General features: G+C 37.8%; 16 protein-coding genes. 15 read left to right on the top strand and 1 reads right to left on the bottom strand.

The annotated features are described in order from the left end of the window. Positions 1–13: 13 nt before the first annotated feature. On the top strand, positions 14–595 hold the full coding sequence (gene msrA, locus H7U17_RS16125; protein ID WP_186757790.1) for a peptide-methionine (S)-S-oxide reductase MsrA: 582 nt from the start codon (positions 14–16) through the stop codon (positions 593–595). Here the strand turns inward: msrA and H7U17_RS16130 are convergent. Continuing rightward, a complete protein-coding gene (locus H7U17_RS16130; protein ID WP_186757791.1) occupies positions 592–2,145 on the bottom strand; it encodes a SulP family inorganic anion transporter in 1,554 nt (517 codons plus the stop codon). The two genes, msrA and H7U17_RS16130, sit on opposite strands and share 4 nt — an antisense overlap. Positions 2,146–2,376: 231 nt before the next feature. Between H7U17_RS16130 and H7U17_RS16135 the strand changes: the two genes are divergently transcribed. The 14 genes from H7U17_RS16135 (at position 2,377) to H7U17_RS16200 (ending at position 20,312) form a co-directional block, all read left to right on the top strand. Next, entirely contained in the window at positions 2,377–4,044 is a 1,668-nt protein-coding gene (locus tag H7U17_RS16135; RefSeq protein WP_186757792.1) for a DUF6909 family protein, read from the top strand. 318 nt (positions 4,045–4,362) lie between these two features. After that, complete coding sequence (locus tag H7U17_RS16140; RefSeq protein ID WP_186757793.1) at positions 4,363–5,748, top strand: DEAD/DEAH box helicase; 1,386 nt, start codon at positions 4,363–4,365, stop codon at positions 5,746–5,748. A gap of 820 nt (positions 5,749–6,568) precedes the next feature. Next, positions 6,569–7,162, top strand: coding sequence for a DUF4255 domain-containing protein (locus H7U17_RS16145; RefSeq protein ID WP_186757794.1), 594 nt, complete (start codon positions 6,569–6,571; stop codon positions 7,160–7,162). A gap of 4 nt (positions 7,163–7,166) precedes the next feature. Further along, a complete protein-coding gene (locus tag H7U17_RS16150; RefSeq protein ID WP_186757795.1) occupies positions 7,167–8,021 on the top strand; it encodes a hypothetical protein in 855 nt (284 codons plus the stop codon). A 12-nt stretch (positions 8,022–8,033) separates the two neighbouring features. Continuing rightward, positions 8,034–10,001: a phage tail sheath C-terminal domain-containing protein gene (locus tag H7U17_RS16155; RefSeq protein ID WP_186757796.1), complete on the top strand. Its 1,968-nt coding sequence runs from the start codon at positions 8,034–8,036 to the stop codon at positions 9,999–10,001. A gap of 114 nt (positions 10,002–10,115) precedes the next feature. Continuing rightward, on the top strand, positions 10,116–10,544 hold the full coding sequence (locus H7U17_RS16160) for a phage tail protein (protein WP_186757797.1): 429 nt from the start codon (positions 10,116–10,118) through the stop codon (positions 10,542–10,544). A gap of 5 nt (positions 10,545–10,549) precedes the next feature. Further along, a complete protein-coding gene (locus tag H7U17_RS16165) occupies positions 10,550–10,993 on the top strand; it encodes a phage tail protein (protein WP_186757798.1) in 444 nt (147 codons plus the stop codon). Then, a complete protein-coding gene (locus tag H7U17_RS16170; protein WP_186757799.1) occupies positions 10,993–11,145 on the top strand; it encodes a DUF5908 family protein in 153 nt (50 codons plus the stop codon). Before H7U17_RS16165 ends, H7U17_RS16170 begins: the two co-directional genes overlap by 1 nt. Before the next feature lie 3 nt (positions 11,146–11,148). After that, a complete protein-coding gene (locus tag H7U17_RS16175; protein WP_186757800.1) occupies positions 11,149–11,835 on the top strand; it encodes a CIS tube protein in 687 nt (228 codons plus the stop codon). Next, entirely contained in the window at positions 11,836–13,581 is a 1,746-nt protein-coding gene (gene vgrG, locus H7U17_RS16180) for a type VI secretion system tip protein VgrG (RefSeq protein ID WP_186757801.1), read from the top strand. A 63-nt stretch (positions 13,582–13,644) separates the two neighbouring features. Beyond that, positions 13,645–13,935, top strand: coding sequence for a PAAR domain-containing protein (locus tag H7U17_RS16185; RefSeq protein ID WP_186757802.1), 291 nt, complete (start codon positions 13,645–13,647; stop codon positions 13,933–13,935). A gap of 3 nt (positions 13,936–13,938) precedes the next feature. Further along, positions 13,939–14,349, top strand: a complete 411-nt coding sequence (locus H7U17_RS16190; protein ID WP_186757803.1) for a GPW/gp25 family protein — start codon at positions 13,939–13,941, stop codon at positions 14,347–14,349. Between the two features lie 12 nt (positions 14,350–14,361). Further along, positions 14,362–17,523, top strand: a complete 3,162-nt coding sequence (locus tag H7U17_RS16195; RefSeq protein ID WP_186757804.1) for a baseplate J/gp47 family protein — start codon at positions 14,362–14,364, stop codon at positions 17,521–17,523. After that, positions 17,511–20,312 (top strand): hypothetical protein, encoded by a 2,802-nt coding sequence (locus H7U17_RS16200; RefSeq protein ID WP_186757805.1) that lies wholly within the window; start codon positions 17,511–17,513, stop codon positions 20,310–20,312. The genes H7U17_RS16195 and H7U17_RS16200 overlap by 13 nt, the downstream gene beginning before the upstream one ends. The last annotated feature ends 11 nt before the right edge of the window (positions 20,313–20,323 follow it).

Raw genomic sequence — 20,323 nt, forward strand, 5'->3', positions numbered from 1 at the left:
ATAATAAAACACCATGATATCACTTCCCAAAACCAAAGTAGACAATATTCCAGACGGACACGAAGTAATTACATTAGGAGCGGGCTGCTTCTGGTGTACTGAAGCCGTTTTCCAAAAAATCAAAGGGATAAACGGAATAATGCCAGGCTACAGTGGGGGACATATCGCTGAACCTACATATCATGATGTAACTACCGGAACAACTGGACATGCTGAAGTGATCCAACTATTTTATAATCCCAAAGAAATCGCCTTTCAGGACATTCTTGAGGTTTTTTGGGCAACACATGACCCCACAACATTGAATAAACAGGGAGCAGACATAGGCCCACAATATCGTTCGGCCATTTTTTACCATAACGAAGAACAAAGAATCATTGCAGAGGACTTCAAACAACTGGTCGATAAAGCACAAGTATATGATTCGCCCATTGTAACCGAAATAACGCCTTTCCAGAACTTTTATCCTGCAGAAAATATGCATGTCAATTATTTCAACGAACATGAAAACCAGCCTTATTGCCAATTTGTTATCCGACCAAAACTGGATAAGGTTAAACGGGCATTTGATAATTTAGCCAAGGAGGACAATTAGGTAACTTCTTCTGGCAGGTTTTTCAATATCAATTGGATATTTTTATCCTTTGCTGTCTCCCGGAAATTATAGATAGTCTCCAATACATCCATGTCTATATAGACTGATTTTTGGCCATCAATCTCAAGAATAGCATTTTCGGGAATCTTTTCTAAGGTCTTCGCCATACTTGCCTTATTCAAAAAAGACATATGTTCACTCAAGGCCAGCTTAAAGGAATGTTGATCTGCGTTTTTGTCCACCTCCAAGAAGTAAGGAGTTTTTATATTGGCTTTTAGAATAAAGTAAATAGCCACTGACATACCTATTCCTATCCCGATCAGTAAGTCCGTAAGTAATATGGCCACTACTGTAACTAGAAAAGGAATGAATTGATCAATCCCCATTATGTACATCCTTTTATAAAGGTCAAGTTTTGTCAATTTATAACCTACCATTAATAGAACAGCAGCCAGTGCAGATAAGGGGATCATATTGAGTATATTGGGGATCAATGCCACGCAAAGGCAAAGCAACAGGCCATGAATAAAAGCTGATACTTTTGTTTCTCCTCCTGATTCCACATTGGCAGAACTACGAACAATCACGGCTGTCATAGGCAGTCCTCCTATTAAACCTGCTATAATATTCCCAATCCCTTGTGCCCTTAATTCCCTATTATTTGGGGTTCTTCTTTTATGCCTATCTAGTTTATCGGATGCTTCAATACAGAGTAATGTCTCCAGACTCGCAACAATACCAATCGTAAAAGCTACAATATAAAGATCAATATTGCCTAATATTGAAAAATCAGGAAAAGTGAGTTGTTCTGCTAAACCTGAAAATGATTCAATCATTGGTATATTCACCAAATGACTTTGCACTACCTCTAAAGAAGGCATAGTGGTCTTAAATATGATATTGATAAAAATGCCTATCAATACAGCCAATAAAGCACCAGGCAGAAAAGTTAGGCCCTTAATTTTCTTAATAAATGGCTTTTCCCATAAGATCATTATTCCCAAAGAAACAATTCCAATTATCATGGGGCCCAAACCAATATGGAAAATTGAATAAAATAATTCGGTAAAGGTATTTTTACCATCAGGCTGCCTAAAACCTTCATTTCCAAAAAAATCCGAATCGACCCCCAAGAAATGAGGTATCTGCTTTAATATAAGAATCAATCCAATTGCAGCCAGCATGCCTTTAATAACCGAACTGGGGAAATATAAGCCAATAACACCTGCTTTGATAAGGCCTAAAATCAACTGGATAACACCAGCCAGAACTACTGCAACCAAAAATGCTTCATAACTATTCAAAGTTTCAATACCATTAAGCACGATAACGGTCAGCCCTGCTGCTGGTCCACTGACTGCAGTCTGGGATCCACTGAGAATTGACACTACCAAACCTGCAACTATTCCAGTTACCAAACCAGAAAAAAGTGGGGCACCAGAAGCCAGTGCAATACCAAGACAAAGTGGCAAGGCCACTAAAAACACCACCAAGCCTGCAGGAAAATCTTTGTTTAGGTGACTCAAATAATAATTTAATTTATTCTTCATAGCTCAATTTTAAAATTAAAAATCAACACTTAAAGTATTATAAATCAATAAGTAATAAGGGACACTATACTTAAAAGATACAAATTTCAAAGCAGTTATTTGCTATATAGTTTTGAGAAAAAGACTATTTTTATGCTAATGCAGCATTGTATTTAGATTTATTGAGATTATTTATTTCACTTTTAAGAGTCAGGGCAGAAAATATTTAAAAATTTAATCCCCCATTTTATAATGAGAACTAGAGCACAAGAATCACGGGCAGCAATTGAAAGACTTTATATCACTATGCGACATTTGTTTATGCGTGGTGTATACAAACCCTTGGGTGTTTCAGGTGAATCCCTAATTTCTGCGCTCCATGTATTACAGCCCGAGATATACGGATTGGTTACTGAAGATGAAAAGATTGAATTGGATGGGTTACTATATGTTATGGAAAGGCTACCTAGAGGCATAGAGGAATGTAGGTATATCAGATTGATAAGCAGAGAAGGTTATGAAAATGCTGATTTTGAAAAGCTCATCCCCAGTAAACGAAGAAGAAATTGTTACCGCGTAGACCGCAATCAAATGTTTGTGGAAATGACAAGGGGTAAGAGTGATATATATGATATACTGACACACCTTACTTTTTTATATATAGAAGCTGAAAAAATAAGGAATAATAGCACAGACGGAAAGGGACGGATTAACCTAAATTGGAAAATGCTGGGTGAGATTGTTGAAAAAGATAGTCATGGAGAGCCCTATAACCATGAGGCGGCCTGTTCCTACCTGAGTCATATTACCGGTAGAACCTATGATGAAACCCACAAGGCCATTGAAAAATTCAATTCCTCAAATAATTCCAACAGTCTTTTCAGCATCGTTTACCATTTAGGAAAACTGTCCATCGAAGAGGCTGCAGAACAAAAAGACCGGGAGATATCCTTTTCTGCCACCCTTAGAGAAAGAATAGGGCATCATGTCTATGGTGAGCAATGGGCACAACACATTAAAGGTATATTGGATGAAAACGACCTTTTGCACCGTCCTATCCATATCATCAGCGCCAACTTACATAGTGTTCTAAATACCATATATGGCCACCAGTTATTAGACTTAGGTTCTTTTGAGGAGATCGAAAAAATTGTAAGTGAAATAAGCCTTAATCAAAAAAACAATAAGCAAAAGCTAATATTGGAATATGCAATTAAAAATGGATTTATTGACGTTCCTGATGTATCAGGCACCAATATAGGTGCACAGATATTTGATACGGCCAAAATGGAGAAGACTACCATCATACCTGGAATCAGTATACCTCAAGAAGATAAAAAGAAACCTGTAATCGTTGTTATGGATTATGCTTTTGGTGAGCAAGCTTATGAATGCTTTGATGAACTCTTAAAGCCCTTCGAGTCCAAAAACCAGATGATTTCTCTCGATGTAGTATCAGCCTCCATTATGGGAAAAGCAGGCATATTAGAGGGAAATAAAGGAGACCTTATGATTCCTAGTTCTCATGTTTTTGAGGGTACAGCTGATAATTATCCTTTTAAAAACAGATTAAAAGCCAGTGATTTTGAAGGATATGGACTGGACGTTTTTGAGGGTCCTATGATTACCGTATTGGGAACTTCCTTACAGAATAAGGATGTATTAAGTTATTTTATGGATTCTTCTTGGAAGGCAATTGGTTTGGAAATGGAGGGAGCCCATTATCAAAAAGCCCTTCAGTCGGCCAGTAAAATCAGAAGAAGCATCCGAAAAAATGTTAAAGTATTGTATGCTTATTATGCATCTGATAATCCATTGAAAACAGGAAGTACCTTAGCTTCTGGAAGTTTAGGAATGGAAGGAGTCAAACCAACCTATCTCATCACTTATAAAATACTGGAGAATATTTTTACCAATTGATCTAGATTGGATAAAAATTCATTAATAAACTGTTTATCAATAATATAAACTATATTTGCAAATCAATTCTACAGATATATAATTTCAAATTTGCTTTTAAGGATTCCAAATAGCAAATTAGAGCATATCAAAAATTATATTTGTTTGATTAAAAGACAATTGAAAAGGGAATCTATTCTCTAAAATATATCTTTCAGTCAGAATTGACCTGAAAATATATGATCGGCCCTCCAGTGGAATTTTTATCATTGAGATTCACCCTATTATTAATATTAAAAATAGTCCGTAACTGGGGGCTAGTATAAACAACGAAAACATATGAATATAGAAAACTTTAATAGCTTTAATTTCAACGAAGCATTACAAGAAGGTTTAGACGCAATGGGCTTCAATAAGCCTACACCAATACAGCAACAAGCTATACCGGAAATCCTTTCGGGCAGTGATTTAATTGCATGTGCCCAGACAGGGACAGGAAAAACTGCCGCTTTTATTTTACCTGTACTGAATAAAATAGCTGAAAGCGGAGGTGGAAAATTAGACACATTGATTTTGGCACCAACCAGGGAATTGGCGATCCAAATAGATCAGCAAATTCAAGGACTTGCCTATTTTGTAGGTATCAGTTCAATTCCTATTTATGGTGGGGGAGATGGTTTAGCTTGGGAACAACAGAAAAAGGCCCTACAGCATGGAACAGAAATTATCGTGGCCACTCCTGGAAGGCTAATTGCATTACTTGCCGGAGGGAAAGTGGATTTGTCCTCTCTCAAACATTTAGTGCTTGATGAAGCCGATAGGATGTTGGATATGGGATTTTCTGATGATTTGCTTAAAATCATCAACTACCTTCCCAAAGACAAGCAGACAGTCCTTTTTTCTGCTACCATGCCTCCCAAAATCAGGCAGTTCAGCAAAAAAATCCTAAATGACGCCAAAGAAATCAATATAGCCATTAGTAAAACCGCAAAAGGTGTCAATCAAATGGGCTATATGTGTTATGATAGTCAAAAGGAAAAACTCCTTGAACACATTCTTACTCAGAAAGCTTATGAGGCCGTGGTCATCTTTGCCTCTACAAAGGAAAAAGTAAAAAGTATTTACAAGGTTTTGCGCAAAAAGTTTGATGTAGAATCCTTTCATTCTGACTTGGAGCAAGTAGAAAGGGAGAAGATCATGTCTAGGTTCAAAAACAAAACCTTGAAGATTTTGGTGGGTACTGATATTATTTCCAGGGGGATTGATGTGGAAGGTATAGAATTGGTCATCAACTTTGACACACCAGGTGATCCTGAAGATTATGTTCACAGGGTCGGCAGAACTGCCAGAGCAGATAAGAAAGGTGAAGCGATCACCTTTGTCAATGATAAAGACTTATTTAAATTCCATAAGATCCAAAACCTTATTGGCATAGAAATACCAAGGTTGGATTTACCTGAAGGTTATGAAAACGGTCCTGAATATAAGGAGACCAAGCCAAAGGGAAATAAAAGTCGGAATGGCAATAGTAATCCAAAAAGTAAATTTAAAAAGAGACAGAATAGATCAGGTGCTAAACACCACTCTAAAAATGATCCCTCAAAATCTAACCATAAAAAAAATGATAATTCTCCAAAAACTACTAATAATCATGTAGAATCCAATACGTCAAAAACAGGTAAATTTAGAGCCAGGACCAATGTTAAAAAAACTCAACAGGATTGATATATTTTTTTATAATATAAAATATTTATAGTATAAAATCTATATTTATAACACTCTATCAAAATTATTAGTTAGCTAGCCCAAAAATAATTTGGGCTTTTTTCATTTTGAAACTGACCGAATTTCAAAACAATTTTTAACAATTTCTGGTATTAGCTACTTAATAATTTAATTAGTATTGAGATTTATATCCATCAAATCGGGAATAAAAAAAATCAATATTCCATCATACTAAAATTATATTTACTTGTACACATTCAGAAGAGCTAAGTACAAATGATCCGTTTTTCATTTATATGTTTTTCCATTGCATTTCCCAAATTAGGCAGTTGATACCTTTTAGGTAATATTTTAATTTTCAGTAATCAATTGACTATCCAATGTCTATGTAGAAAGAGTCTTGGATTGGAATTAAATTATGATTTGTACAAAATATATTTACAGCTGTAGAAAATTAATAATACAGAATAGCAAATGAGAATTTCATCATTTCAAATTAGTAAACAAAATCTACCAGTTAGAATGTTTTTCAAATTAAATACTTAGTAACAGAATTTAATTTCTTATTAATATATTATCACAACATATAATTTGACTTTTAGAAATTAATACATACCTTTAAATAAATCGTGGATGCAATAACACACCTAATTATTTCACCAAGTTTAGGTCAACGAGATCACGATGGTAACTGGTTTAACGGTACTTTCATTTTTAATTAGTCCCTATTCCAGTTAATATATTAACTAAGTTTTGATAGCTGAATTTTGAACAATATTGACTATTGTTCAAGTGCTTTTTATTGTTGAATCTTTTAGATATGATTTTTGAGATATTAAAAATCCTTACTGGGGAAGTAAACGAATATTTTAAGCAATTGGAGATGGATGATTCATCTCTCATCCTCGATAATGTAGCCTTGATCGATTCCCAATCTGATAGTGCTGAGGCGTTAAAGGACAAGACTATATTATCTCTTATTAACCTTAGGGAAGAAGTTACTTTAAAAAACTTTCCCAATAATTTAAACGACGGCAATATTGTCAGCTATAAAAACCCAAAGGTAAATATTAACCTATTTTTGATCTTTTGTGCCAACAGAACCCAATACAACAAATCCCTAAAGGATTTATCAAGGATCCTTGAATTCTTCCAATCAAAAAAAGTATTCACACAATCCAATACCAGTTATGACAGGGACTTGGATGAAATGAGCGCTGTGAGGAATTTTAGATTTACCTTAGAACTATTCACACCTACTTTCGAAGAGTTGAATTATATCTGGGGCACTTTGGGTGGAAGGCAATATCCATCTGTCTTTTACCGCATGAACTTAATAGAGATCGAAAGGGATATTGTGAACGCAGAGCAGTCTGTTATTACTGAAATTCACAGAAATTATAAACAGCAATAAAGGTATGAAAGTGTCAACTGTCTTTAAGCCGCTTTTTAAGATCACTATACATCATAATTATTTTTTAAATGATGGTGATGAGGATTTTGTTGATATGGAAGACGACAAAAAGCAGGCACAATTAAAAACTTTCAACTGGGATTCTTTTCTAAAAATAGAAGCCAATCATGCTACTTCAAAATTGCTTTTTGGACATAATATCGTGGTCAAAACCTTCCCTGACCACTTAGTTTTGGCTTTAAAGGTTAAGCCTGAGGATGATAAAATACCCTTCATTGAATTTGATAAGGATGAAGAATTGGTTTTTGAACTTAAGGTCAAAGATCCATTCTTCTGGAATTACACCAATTTACCTTATTCAGGAGAGGAGCTTTTATACTTTTCAAACAAAGCACCCTTACTTCCTAATCCAAATAATTTTAAGTCGATTCCTAAATCTCAACAAAAAAAACTGATCAACTCCGATTATCTATTTGATTCAGCTAATAAAATGGAATTGTTGAAACAAACTGGAATAGGAGAAAGTGAAGCGATTGGAATCATTAGGCTACATATGCAATCCAATAATACAGCGGATAGCCTCATTCAACAGAATGGAAAACTTAAAAATCAATTGCCTCACTTCAAAATCCATTTCGACAATCAGAAAACCATATGGAAATATATCCACCATAAAGGTGCTTTTGTAATAGAAACAAAGGATGTAAAACCCTTGACCCAATATGGATTTATACAGCTGGACAGTCCTTCTGACTTCAAGGGTCCGGTACCGGATATGGAGGATTATAAATTCCCGAATCCCAATCCATTACATATTAAATCAATCGGAAATAAACTTTATTCAGAAATATTCATTTAAACCTTTTTATCCATGGCAACAACAATAAAAACACCAGGTGTCTACATTGAGGAAATCACCAAATTTCCACCTTCTGTAGCACAAGTTGAAACTGCAATCCCTGCTTTTTTAGGCTACACTTCACAGGCAAAGGATGGAGATAAAGAACTCCCACCAAATGAGCCTGTAAAAATCTCCTCGGTACTGGAGTTTACAGAGTACTTTGGTGGTGCTCCTGAAGTAGAAGTTACCACATTGGAAATCAATGCACAAAATCAAGTAACAGAAGTTGATCTTACAGAAAAATACTATTTGTATGAGTGTATAAGGATGTTCTATGCCAATGGTGGTGGAGATTGTTATGTGATTTCGGTTGGGAAATACGGTGATACCATCCAAAACGGTACTGCAGATGGTTCAACGCCCGGATTTTTGGCTGGTCTTTCTAAGGTTAAAAAAATAGACCGACCTACTTTACTCGTTGTTCCTGATGCTCCACTGATGAGCCAAAACAACATCAATTCACTTTATGCAGCCATGCTGGGTCAATGTAATGACTTGCAAGACCGTTTTTGTATTTTTGACTTGAAGGAACTAGGCGTGGATTATGATGATGCTGTTGAAAATTTCAGAAATGGCATTGGTATGAATTACCTGAAATATGGTGCAGCATATTCACCTTGGCTAAAAGCCAATCTACCCAGAGTAGTCAAATACAAGGACATCAAAGGTAAAATAACCCAAAACGGTCCAACAGTGGATTTGGCAGATCTAATAGCAGATGCTGATGCCAAAGACTTAGCCAATAGACTTGATAATCTTGTCGATGATCAAAATACGATTAATGGCGCTTTGGATACATTAAAAGGTACCCATCCTTCATACCAAGCAAAATTCGAAGCCTTGCTCAACACCCTGAGAAACACACCTACTAAGGCCAATCTAGAAGCATTAATCAATTACTATACGGAAAGTATGGATTTGGTCAGGGATATTATCGACCTAGGAGGGGCAGCTGTAAGCTTAGAGGATAAAAGCGCACCGGCGGGAGATTTAAAATTCCTTTTTGATTTTCTGGCTTCTAAACTAGGTACAGCCTTAGATGCTGCGGAAAATGAAATAGCAAAAATTGCTCTTGACTCAAGTTCATTATCCTCTGCTTTGTCCTTAACGGCTTCTACCACAGGGCTAGACTATACTACAAGTACATCCTCAAATGTATATTTTGGCACAGGAACAACCAATACTGAAAAGATCCAGCCCCATATCAGTGCGATCAACAAATTATGGAGCAGTATCAAATCTTCGCTTGACCTAATTTCAAGCTCTGCAGAAAGCTTTACTGCTACAGTAGAGACATCAGCAGTAGATGCCATTCCAGCTCTGAAAAGCATTTACCAACGAATCGCCAATGAATATCTGACCCTTCCACCAAGTGCTACCATGGCCGGTGTATATGCCCGGGTTGACTCCAACAGGGGTGTATGGAAGGCTCCTGCCAATGTTTCCTTGAACAATGTAATTGGCGTAACCGAGCTTATCGATAATAAAGAACAAGAAAACCTAAATGTAGATGCTGTTGCGGGCAAGTCCATCAATATTATCAGGCCATTTACGGGCAAAGGAATCATGGTATGGGGAGCAAGGACACTTGCTGGAAATGATAATGAATGGCGATATGTTCCAGTAAGGAGATTTTTCAATATGGCAGAGGAATCCATCAAAAAGGCTACAGAACAGTTTGTATTTGAACCTAATGATGGCAATACTTGGGTAAGGGTCAGAGCAATGATCGAAAACTTCCTAACCCTACAATGGAGGGCAGGAGCGCTCGCAGGTGCAAAGCCAGAACATGCTTTTTATGTTAGAGTGGGACTTGGTCAAACCATGACTTCACAAGATATTTTAGCTGGAAAAATGAATGTAGAAATTGGTATGGCAGTAGTCAGACCTGCAGAATTCATCGTGCTGAAATTCTCCCACAAAATGCAGGAATCATAGGAAGTAAAAGGTGAGAAGTATGAATTAGGAAGTGGGAAATACGATTTATCATTTTCCTATTTTACCAATGCTAATTTCCATTAACGCAATTTTTAATAACTAATTAACAATATCATGAGCTATCCATTATCAAAGTTTCATTTCTCTGTTGAATGGGGAGGAACAAAAATTGGCTTTACAGAAGTTTCCGGTCTAGATGTGGAAACAGAAATTATCGAATACAGACACGGTGCAAGCCCTGAATATAGCAAAATCAAAATGCCGGGCATGCAAAAATTCTCCAATATTACCTTAAAAAGGGGCACCTTCAAAAGTGATAACGAGTATTTCGAATGGTATAATACCATCAATCTCAATAAAGTCGACAGAAGGGATATCACCATAAGTTTACTTAATGAAGAGCATGAACCCGTTGTATCCTGGAAAGTAAAAAATGCTTGGCCACTGAAAGTACAAAGTACTGATCTCAAAGGCGATGGTAATGAAGTGGCTATCGAATCAATGGAATTGGCCCATGAAGGTCTCACCATTCAAAATGAATAAACGCCATGGCCACTTATTATCCGCCATCCAGCTTCCATTTTTTGGTGGAATTTACCGGATTAGATACGGGACAGGGAGATCATGAATTTCAGTCGGTTTCTGGTCTTTCAGTGGATATAGACACCGAAGAAATAGCTGAGGGTGGTGAAAACCGCTTCAAGCATAAGTTTCCTGTCAAAACCAAATATCCCAATCTGGTCCTTAAACGTGGTGTGCTAATGGATTCTAAATTGATTTCCTGGTGCAGGGATGCTATAGAAGATTTTCAATTTAAGCCAATTGACTTGACAGTAAAACTCCTCAACGAGGAACATGAACCACTAATGACCTGGAATGTGGTGCATGCCTATCCTGTAAAATGGAATATTGAAGATTTTAATGCCCAGGAAAGCAAAATGGCCATTGAATCCATAGAGCTATCCTATAATTACTTTAAAACGATAATCTGATGCCAATAGAAATCAAAGAATTGCACATCAAAATAACTGTAGACGAAAGCGGCGGCGGATCTAAGTCCTCCCAAGGGGGGAACCAGCAAGATCTTGTTGCCAAATGCGTCGAACAGGTAATGGAAGTAATTAGAGAGCAAAAAGAAAGGTAAGCTATGAGTGAAGGTAAATTGGAAAAATTGAAAGTCGTAGCCTATAAGGACTCTAAATTTTCTGATGAAGTAGATAATGGGGAGTTTACTACACTACTCAATCCAGAAAAGTACAAGTTCCAATATAGGGTAGAACAGAATGAGGATCAGGCTGCAGGAACCAGCGCAGCCCCGATCCGGTTCAATAAAATCCTCCCTCAAACATTAGAACTTGATTTTCTGTTTGACCGAACAGGTATAATTGCTGGCTATGAGGCGAGTGAAAATGGCGTCATTGACGATATAGAACATTTCAAAAAAGTGGTTTATGAATACAATGGCGAAAAACACAAGCCCAATTACCTAATGATCACATGGGGAAGCCTTTTGTTCAAAGGCTATCTCAAAGAAATGGATATTGAATACAAACTCTTCAGGCCAGATGGCACACCCATTAGGGCAATGGCCACGACCAAAATCGGGGAGTTTGTAGAAGAAGACCTTCGTACTGCCCAAGAAAATAACCAATCTCCTGATCTAACCCATTACAGGACAGTTAATGATGGAGATACACTTCCATTGATGACTTATAGGATTTACGGCGACTCCAAGTATTACCTAGAAGTTGCCAAAGCCAATAAGCTCACCAATTTCAGAAAGTTAAAGACCGGCACAGAATTATTTTTCCCACCGCTTCAAAAACAAAAATAAATGAACAATAGCGGAACCATAGCAACCAGCCAAAGTGTGGACAGGGTAACCCATAAAATTCTCATCGGGGGCGAGGAAATTCCGGGCACTTATCAAGTAAAAAGCATTCAAGTAAGTAAAGGCGTGAATAAGATCCCCACTGCGAGAATCGCTGTACTTGATGGTGATCCTTCGGAAAGAGATTTCAAGGTTAGCAATTCCGATCACTTTATTCCTGGAAAGGAAATAGAAATTACTGCTGGATACCATTCTGATGAGGCTACCATCTTCAAAGGCATTATTATAAAGCAAAATATTAAAATCAGAAATAACCAATCATTATTGATGCTTGAAGCCAAAGACAAGGCCGTAAAAATGACGCTGCGCAGGAAAAGCAAGTACTATTACGAGCTGAGCGATGCTGATATCTTGGAAGAACTCATCAAAGCCCATGACCTTGAGGCAGATATTACTTCTACTTCAAGTGTTCACCCGGAAATGGTTCAATATGATATTACCGATTGGGATTTTATGATGCTTCGTATTCAGGCAAATGGACTGCTATGTATGGTAGATGATGGAAAAATAAGCCTAAAAAAGCCGGACTTGAATGCTGCAGAGGTAGAAACCATCACATTCGGGGCGACTTTACTTGAATTCGACGCCGAAATGGATGCTCGTACACAAGTTCCTAAGGTTATTTCCCAAGCTTGGAATACCGCTGATCAGGAATTATTGGAAATAGAAGGAGCAGACCCCGCTTTGAGCACAAACGGAAATATCAGCTCAGAAGATTTAGCAGCATTACTGGATCAAGATGATGTCGTCATGCGCCACGGTGGGAATAAAAAGGAAGGAGATCTAAAGGAATGGGCCAATGCCAAATGGACCTTCCAACAATTAGCCAAATCAAGAGGAAGGATGAAATTCCAAGGCATCCCAAATGTAAAACCAGGCACCAACCTATTGCTCGAAGGAGTAGGGGAGCGCTTTAACGGTAAAGTCTACGTAACAGCAGTCAACCATCAAATAACAGAAGGAAACTGGACCATAGACGCACAATACGGAATGGATCCTGAGTGGTTTGCAGAAACAATGTCCAATATCTCCATGCCACCGGCAGCAGGACTAAATGCCGGAATAAGTGGACTTCACGTGGGCTTGGTTACTGATTTAGAAGATCCTGAAGGTGAAGAGCGAATCAAAGTAAAAATCCCAATTATTAACAGCGAAGAAGAAGGGATTTGGTGCAGACAAGCTTTCCCTGATGCTGGAAATAACAGAGGTTTTACTTTCAGGCCTGAACCTGAGGATGAGGTGATAGTAGGCTTTATCAATGAAGACCCAAATGATGCTGTTGTTTTAGGCATGTTGCACAGTAGTGCTAATCCAAACCCAATAACAGCTTCTAATGATAATCATGAAAAAGGCATACAAACGAGATCAGGCATTAAGATCCATTTTGATGATGATAAAACCATCGTCATGATTGAAACACCGGCAGGTAACAAATTAGAGCTCAATGATGACGATGGCAGCATTACAGTCGAAGACCAAAATGGTAATAAGACGCTAATAGATAGTGACGGAATCAGTGTGGAATCTGCCAAGGATTTTAATCTCAAAACCACCGGAGACATCAATATGGAAGGCACTAATGTAAATATTAAGGCCAGTGCCCAATTTAAAGCGGAAGGTTCTGCGGGAGCTGAGCTAAGTACTAGTGCTGTCGCAGTTCTGAAAGGTTCATTGGTGCAAATCAATTGACAAAGCCTAATTAGCTAATAGTGATTATAAAAATATAAAGTCTTAAACCTAACATCTATTATAATGAGAATGCCAGCAGCAAGAGCAAATGATATGCACGTTTGTCCGATGGTAACGGGAACCGTGCCCCATGTGGGTGGGCCAATCTTGCCACCAGGAGAGCCAACTGTTTTGATTGGGGGAATGCCAGCAGCAAGAGTAGGGGATATGGCTACCTGCACAGGTCCTCCCGACACCATAATAATGGGATCCTCCACCGTCATGATCGGGGGAATGCCAGCAGCGAGATTAGGAGATTCCACCGCGCACGGTGGCAGCATTGTAATAGGAGAAGCAACTGTATTAATAGGATAAACCATGGAAAACAGCAATGACTTTTTAGGGACAGGATGGAGCTTTCCTCCAGAATTTGAAACCGGCTCTGGTCAAGCTAAAACCACTTCTGGTGTTGATGATATTCAGAAAAGTCTTGAAATTTTGTTCAGCACGCGACTTGGTGAGCGTATCATGCAACCCACCTACGGATGTAACCTCGATGAGCTGTTATTTAATCCAATAAACAGGACGGTTAAAACCTATGTCATAGAGCTGATCAAAAATGCCATTTTATACCACGAACCACGGATAGATCCTGAAAAAATTGATATCACAGAAGGCAATGCACTGGAAGGGGAACTACTGATTCATCTTCAATACAGAGTAAGGGCGACCAATGCCCGAAATAATATGGTCTATCCTTTTTATTTGGAAGAAGGCACCAACACCTAAACCAATTAACGCATGAGCGCAAATTGCAATCATATTGTCAACATACTTAAAAGAGACGGCACTGGTAGATCTGAGCTGCAAGACCCTAAACTTTCTCCTGAAAGTGTCCAATTACAAAACTTTGAACAAAAGGACTGGATAATCTTTGCGCTTAATCTTTCCAAGCAACTCAACTTTTTTCCAAGTTCATTGGCACTTGAGCCTTCAGGAGATTGGCAAAAATTCTTTAGTGATTTCATTTCTAATCCTGCTATGATCAATGATTTGGAAAATGAAGCTACTATTGAAAAGCTAAAAGTTGAGATTGAGGGTTTTCTGGCAGATCGAGCATTCACTGGCAAACTAACACCTCACCTTACACTTTTTATCTCTTTTCTAAAATTACTGGACTTCAGCAAAAAACGATTCAACCATTTAACAAAAAGACATCTTGACTATTATTACCAGAAAGTACTTCAAATAGGCAAAAAACCAATACAAGCAGATCATGTTTATTTAATTTTTGAATTGGCCAAAAATGCCAGCCAAGAAAAACTGGAAAAAGGAACCTTATTGGACGGGGGAAAAGACAGTTTGGGCAAGAAAAGGAATTATGTTTCGCTTTCCGAAACAGTGTTAAACAAAACCAGTGTTGCCCAAATCAAAAGCATATATAATGAAATTTCCATTCCAAGAGAAGATATCAATGCACTAGAAACTGATTTAAATACAGGAAACTTTGTGATGGCTCCAATGGTGAATTCCTATGATGGTCTGGGGGCTGATTTTCCTAAGGGAGCTGAAAAATGGTGGCCATTTGGCTATACCAAAATCTGTAATGCCAATACCAAATTGCCTCCACTCCCCAATGTCAGACTGGGATTTTCCTTGGCAAGCAATATGTTTCGATTGTCTGAAGGCACCCGTAAAGTAACCTTGGAATTTACATTTGCCAATACCATTCTCTCAAGTTCAGAAAACGAGTTCAGTCTAAACAATGCCCTATTTTTAGAAATTAGTGGTGAAAAAGGCTGGATTAAGGGTACTCCAATGGAACTGATTACGGGGAGTGCTATCTCTGCAAATAGCAATAAAATGATTTTGGTATTCGAATTAGACAATGAGCAGCCCAAAGTAATACCTTATAATTCAGAGCTGCATGAAGGAAGCTATCAGGTTGAAAATCCCTTATTAAGGGTATTATTCAAAACCGAACAAAAAGAAGGCTATAACTTATATCGATTACTCAATAAAAACACTTTATCAAATCTTCAGATAGTTACTGATGTTTCAGGCATACAGCAAGTACAATTGGAAAATGATCTGGGTGTTCTAAATCCTGAAAAGCCATTTTATCCTTTTGGACCTAGACCAGGAAAAGGATCTTCCTTTATTGTAAAGTATCCTGAAGTTACGGACAAACCCATAAATAGCTTCAATGTTCGGATGGATTACCTGAATACCCCTGATGAATTGGTAAGCCATTATTCACAATATGGAGAGAGAGATTCCAATGGAGATATTGATGCCATAATTAAAGGTTTAAACTTTTTTAGCTTTTCCAGTTCCCCATCCCATGATAATGATAATAATGAGCTTTTTAATGATAACTCAGGGACTTATGATTCTACTTTTACATTTAATTTAGGCAATAATGAATGGAAAAACACGACAAAAAAAGAGCTTAAAATCACCTTGAACAACTCTTTTCTACATGAAAAATATCCACATTACCTAACAGTAGCGACTATCTATAACAGACGAAGTATCTCTATAGGTAAGATCCCCAACGAACCCTATACACCTTTAGCAGAAAATTTAGTTCTGGACTATGAAGCAAGCGAAACCATCAATTTTGGGTCTTTATCTTCAGAAAATGATATCACACTGATACACGAATCCCCTTTTGGATTCCATCAAGTATTCTCCTCAGGTCAGACTGATCAGGAGCTCGATTTGGTACCTGAATACTGCCAAGGAGGAGAACTATATATTGGGCTGGAAAATGCGAAAAACCTTCAGCAAATAACTTTACATTTCCAGTTTCTAGAAGGTAGTGAAAATCCAAGTATCAAAGACATATTTACGGGAAACCAAAAGATCAATTGGAAATACCTAAAAAATAATCAATGGGAAAGTTTTGAGACCGGTGAAATCATCAAAAACCAATGTCCTCGCTTTCTTCAATCCGGGGTATTCCAGTTTTCTCTTCCCAAATCAGCTACCAAGGACAATACAGTCCTCCCAACAGGCTTTCATTGGATTAAAGCTACGATGGCCAAGCCTTTTGACATTGTAAGTCAGTTGATTGATATAAAAGCTCAGGCTGTCGAGGCTGTATTTGAAAATCAAGACAATTCTGGAGATCATTTAGACAAAGGGCTTCCTGAAAAAACCATTAGCAAATTACAGGAAAGATTAAGTTGGGTAAAATCAATACAGCAACCTTATCCCTCCACTGGTGGCAAGGATAAAGAATCAGACGCGGCCTATTATAGAAGGGTAAGCGAAAGACTCAGACATAAAAACAGGGCCATAACACTCTGGGATTACGAGCATTTAATTTTACAAAAGTTTCCAAAGGTCTATAAGGTAAAATGCCTCAACCACACCTGTTCTTCATCTTTTCAATCCCCTGGAAATGTAACCATTATTCTAGTGCCAGATACTGTTCAGCAAGCTGTCTTCGATATCTACCAACCTAGGGTAAGTCAAGCGACTTTAAATGAAGTTGGAACATTTGTCAATGAGCTGAATACTTTTCATGTAAAAGCTAAAGTAATCAATCCCAACTATGAGGAAGTAAAAGTCAGTGTGAATGTAAAATTCAAAGAGGGATTGGATGCTAGCTATTATATAGGTCAGATAAAAGAGGATATAAAGCGCTTTCTTTCCCCTTGGGCATATGATCAAAAAGTTACGGTTGAATTTGGCGTCACTTTACACAAAAGCCAACTGATACATTATTTGGAGGAACTCGCTTATGTAGATTATCTGGAAAACTTGATATTAATGAAACGTCAACCAGATTCTGCACCTTGCGAACCAAAATTCGAAGAAGTCTTGGAAAAGGACTTTATCCGGCCAAGTAATCCAAAATCCATATTGGTTTCATTCAAAGAACATGAAGTGAGCCCCATTACCGTCACCTGTAAAAATGAACCTGCAAACTCCCACGAAGAATGTCAACATTAAGCAATCATAAAAGTATAGCCAGAGACACCTCCACAAAGGATGATCTTGACTTTCACTTTCTGCGGGAAGAAGGAATAAGACATATCCGTGAATTGGGAAGTCAAATCTGGACCGATTATAATACACATGACCCAGGCATTACCATGCTTGAGGTACTTTGCTATGCCATCACTGATTTAGGAAACCGTATCAATTTGCCCATAGAAGATCTTATAGCCCAAGAAGACAATGGAATTGAAGGACAATTTTATAAAGTAGCTGATATTTTGCCTTCTGCACCTACCACAGAACTAGATCTAAGAAAACTATTTATAGACATCAAAGGGGTTAAAAACTGTTGGATCAAGAAAGAAAAGGTAACCGTCTTTGCAGACCTGAAAAACCAAAAATTAGCTTATGAAAAGGCCATTTGGGAGGGTTTGAAGGAAAATCAAAAGGCAAAATTTGACCTTAAAGGCCTCTATAGTATCCTGGTAGAAACAGATGATGCTCAGAAAGAGCTTCCGGAGGATTTAAAAGAACAAATATTTCAACGCTTTCATGCACACAGAAACCTTTGTGAGGACCTGGTTAAAGTAGAAAAAGTACCCTCCGAACCAGTGTCTGTCTGTGCAAATGTGGAAGTAAATCCGGAAGCAGATGAAGAATTGGTTCATGCACAGATAATTATAGCATTGGAGGATTATATGGCCCCATCTCCAGGCCATTACTCGCTAAAGGAAATGATAGACAAAGGCTATCCTATGGATGAGATCTTTGAAGGGCCATTTCTGGAAAATGGGTTTATAGATACCAAGGAGCTAAAAGCCTCTGGACTTCGAAAAGAAGTGCGACTTTCCGATATCATCAATATTATCATGAGTATTCCAGGTGTGAAAGTGGTTAAGGATATCACTTTAGGAAATTGTGACGAAAAAGATGGTACTGATCCCAACAAATGGGTCATTTGCATTCCTGAGGGCAAAAAACCAAAACTTTGTAAGAAGACCACCATTAACTATTTCAAAGGTGTCTTACCCATCAATATCAATAAAACCAGGGTTGCCAGTTATAAAGAAAAAATCCTCCAATCACGTGCTGATCATGATGATAAAGCTAAAGAACACCTTGAACCTGAAATCCCAAAAGGAACTTTTGCCAACTGGGGAGCCTATAGCTCCATCCAACATGATTTTCCTGAAACTTATGGATTAAGCGATAAAGGATTATCCCGTAATTTAGGAGAGAAAAGAGCAGTCCTAGCAAGACAGTTAAAAGGTTATTTATTGTTTTTCGACCAAATCTTAGCCTCCTATTTCAAGCATTTAGAAAAAATAAAAGAACTGCTTTCCCTTGACCAAGGGCCAAGTATCACTTATTTCACCCAGGCCGTGAAAGATATAAAAGATGCAGAAAAACTATTCAAAGACCCTAATGCACTTGATAATGAAACTGAGTTAACAGAAAATCTAATGGGTATTTTGGATGATACAGTTGAGCGAAGGAATAAGTTGATGGATCATTTGATTGCCCGATTTGCCGAAAATTTTGGAAATTATGCATTCTTGATGAAGTTCCTTTATGGTGCCAGTACGGATGAAGTGGTATTACAGGACAAGCAACGTTTTCTCAGGGAGTACAGAGAAATAAGCAAAGAAAGGGGAGAAGCATTTAATTATTACGACAAGGAAAAAAAGGACCTTTGGAATACAGACAATGTCTCTGGTGCCCAAAGAAGAATAGCAAAACTAGTCGGCATAAAAGACTATCGCAGGAGAAACCTTGCTGACTCGGCAGTGGAAATATACAGATATGAACAGGTAGATGGTGATTGGGTTTACCGTTGGAGATTGCGAAGTGAAGAAGGTAATATTCTTCTATCGGCCACCACATCATATCCTTTTTATAATTCGGCTGGGAGCGAAATGTACTTTGCCATTCTCAAAATTTTGGAGACCTCCAGTAAAGAACTGGAAAAGTTGAAAGAAGTAGCGGTGGCCAATGAATACTTAGCGGGAAGTTTCCAATTCCATAAAGCGGCAACATCCGAAAAATTCAGCTTCGACATTGTTAATACAGAAATTGAATCTCATTCAAGTCCTGATTTCATCATTGCCAAACAATATACATTCTATCCCCATAGAGACGAGGCTGTCAATGCTGCATTATCATTATTGGATTATATAAAGCACACATTTACTGAAGAAGGGATTTATCTAGTAGAACATATCCTTTTAAGGCCCAATCCACTGGATGCACAATACAAAAAAACTCAGGAAGATGCGGACAAAGATTATGTCCTTGGAAATTTCCTTCCTTTTTGCTCGGACGATTATGACTCTTGTAAAATGATCGATCCATTTTCATTTAGGCTAAGCGTTATCCTTCCAGGCTTTACCTATCGCTTCGCCAATAAAGACTTTAGGAATTATTTGGAGAACCTTATCAGGGAGGAACTCCCTGCTCATATCGTAGCAAAAATATGTTGGATAGGATATAGAAAGGGCGAAGAACCGGAACTACCCCAAGAAGATGTAGAAAATCCTGAAAGCCCAATTTTTAAAGAAAACCAATTGGTTCGCTTCGAGAAAGCCTATAAATCCTATCTCTTTGAATTAACCGATATCCACAAGAGAAGCGGAAGTATCGCATCAATGAACAAATACAATAAAGTATTGAACGAAATGACCAGTTCTCTAACGGGACTTCATACCATTTACCCTACAGGTAGACTTTACGATTGTGAGGATGAGGAGGAAGATCTTGATGGAAAATTAATTTTAGGAAAAACGAATCTGGGAACACTTTAATCCATACCGTC

This window comes from Echinicola salinicaeni (assembly GCF_014280965.1).
GTDB classification, from domain to species: domain Bacteria; phylum Bacteroidota; class Bacteroidia; order Cytophagales; family Cyclobacteriaceae; genus Echinicola; species Echinicola salinicaeni.